This is a genomic window from Streptomyces sp. W16, from assembly GCF_033194735.1.
Classification (GTDB): domain Bacteria; phylum Actinomycetota; class Actinomycetes; order Streptomycetales; family Streptomycetaceae; genus Streptomyces.
On the sequence record NZ_JAWOAI010000968.1, the window covers coordinates 1 to 1922 of the forward strand.

1 protein-coding gene and 1 pseudogene are annotated in these 1922 nt (G+C 70.5%); one reads left to right on the forward strand and one right to left on the reverse strand.

Annotated features, from left to right (window positions below):
* Positions 1-1139: putative T7SS-secreted protein (locus R6V09_RS52020; RefSeq protein ID WP_317888383.1), on the reverse strand; the 1139-nt coding region annotated here is incomplete at its 3' end.
* Between the two features lie 188 nt (positions 1140-1327).
* Here R6V09_RS52020 and R6V09_RS52025 point away from each other — a divergent pair.
* Positions 1328-1922: pseudogene (locus R6V09_RS52025) on the forward strand (hypothetical protein); the annotation flags it as partial.

A 1922-nucleotide genomic window follows, 5' to 3' on the forward strand; every position in this document is an offset into this window, starting at 1 on the left:
ACGACGGGGTTCCCGCGCCGCTTGCCGATCGCGCCGATTCCGCCCTTGAAGGCGACGCCGGCCACGGCACCGGCGGCGGCTCCCGCGAAGACGCCCGCGGCCGTGATCTTGTCGCCGTTGGCCGCCTTCCCGGCCGCTTCCAGCGCCGAGTTGGTCAGGAACTTGCCGGTGACCTCCGTGGCCACCTTGCCGACCGGGTTGGCGAGGACACCACTGACGATCTTGCTGTTGGTGAGGGACTCACTGATCTTGGTGATCGTGCCGGCGCTCTTGGTGATGAACCCGGAGCTCTTCACGGCGGCCACGGCGGCCGGAGCGATCGCCTGGACGGCCTTGCCGCCGAGCTTCAACAGGGCGCCGCCGGGGACGATCCCGATCAGACCGAGGATGAAGTCGCCGGCCTTGAGTCCCCCGGTCTGACTGGCGACGACTTGGTTGAACAGGAACAGCGCCCCGCCGAGCAGTGCGCCGACCACCGGGAAGAACACCGCCACGACGGCGACGAGGGCGGCCAGCAGGATCTGGACGAAGGGGAAGTCCTTGAAGAAGTCGGCGATCTTCTGGAAGACGTTCCGCTCCGGAATCGCCTCGTTCGCCGCCCGGTCCAGTACGTCGGCACACTGTCGCTGCGCGCTCTCCCGCATCGTCCTGGCCTGTTCGGCCAGGCTCTTGGCCGCGCCCAGTTGGGCCTTGCCGGTGTCGATGGCGTCCTGGGTGCTGCGCGCCTGCGACTTCTCCGCGTCCGTCGGGTTGGCGCTGAGCTCCTTGGGTGTCTGGTTCGCCTGCGGCGCGGCGGTCTGCGCCTGGTCCACGGCCCGGTCGAAGGTGTCCTGGGCCTCGCGCAGCCGCGGCATGTAGTCGCTGTAGGCCTGGGCGGCGTCGTGGTAGGAGGTCACGGTCTTGCTCAGCTTGTCCGGGAGATCGTCGCCGATCTTGTCCTTCAGCGCGTCCATCGCCGAACCGCGGCCCTGCGAGATCGAGCCGTCCTTCTTCAGGACGTTCAGCGCCTTCTCCGCCGCGTCGCCGATGTCGCGGTAGCGCTTCATCACGCCCTGGATCAGGTCGGGGTCGCCGGGTGTCGGGTCCGAGTCCATGCCGACGAGCTGGAAGTCCTCGGGCCTGGAGTGCCGACGTGCCATGTGCGATCCCCCGGTGCGCTGCCTGTGACGTGTGGTCGCCAGGTACACGGGGTCGGTGTCGCGAAAGGTTCAGGCGAGTTCGCGTCGCGCGTTCTCGCCGGGCTCCGAAAGGTTCATGCGACTTCGCATCGAACGTTCTCGCCGGGCGGCTCCGTGTAGTCGGTGCAACGGAACCTCGGAGGGCATGGGTGGACACGATGACCAAGGGCGCGGGCACAAGGCCCGAGCACAGGCCGGCGACGGACAGGGCGCACCGCCTGCCACTGACGCTCCTGCACGCCGTGGCGGCGCTGTTGGCGGCGTGTCTCATGGCGCTCGGCGGCGCCGCCTCCGCGAGCGCTGCGCCCGCCGCCGACGACCTGATCAAGGTGTTCGTGGTCCCGGACCCGGCGCAGACGGGCGGGCAGCTCGCCACCCTGCAGTCGATCGCCACGGCCACGCTGGGCGACGCGTCACGGGCCGGCGAGATCCTCGCCCTCAACCGCGGTCAGGCGCAGAAGGACGGCGGGGCGCTGAACAGCGCGGACGACCAGCTGCACCCCGGCTGGATCCTGCGCCTGCCGCAGGACGCCTCGGGGCCCGAAGTCCAGCTGGCCCGGGACACCGGGAGCCAGAACTCCCCTTCCGCCGCCCCGAGTTCGGGACAGCAGTCGGCCGCGCCGAGCACCGGGCAGTCCGCGGCGTTCACGTTTCCGCTGGCCGCGGCGATCGCGGTGGTCGGCGCGCTGCTGCTCGCCCTGATCACCGCGGGCATCGTGGGCAGGCGGAAGGTCCGCGCCGCGT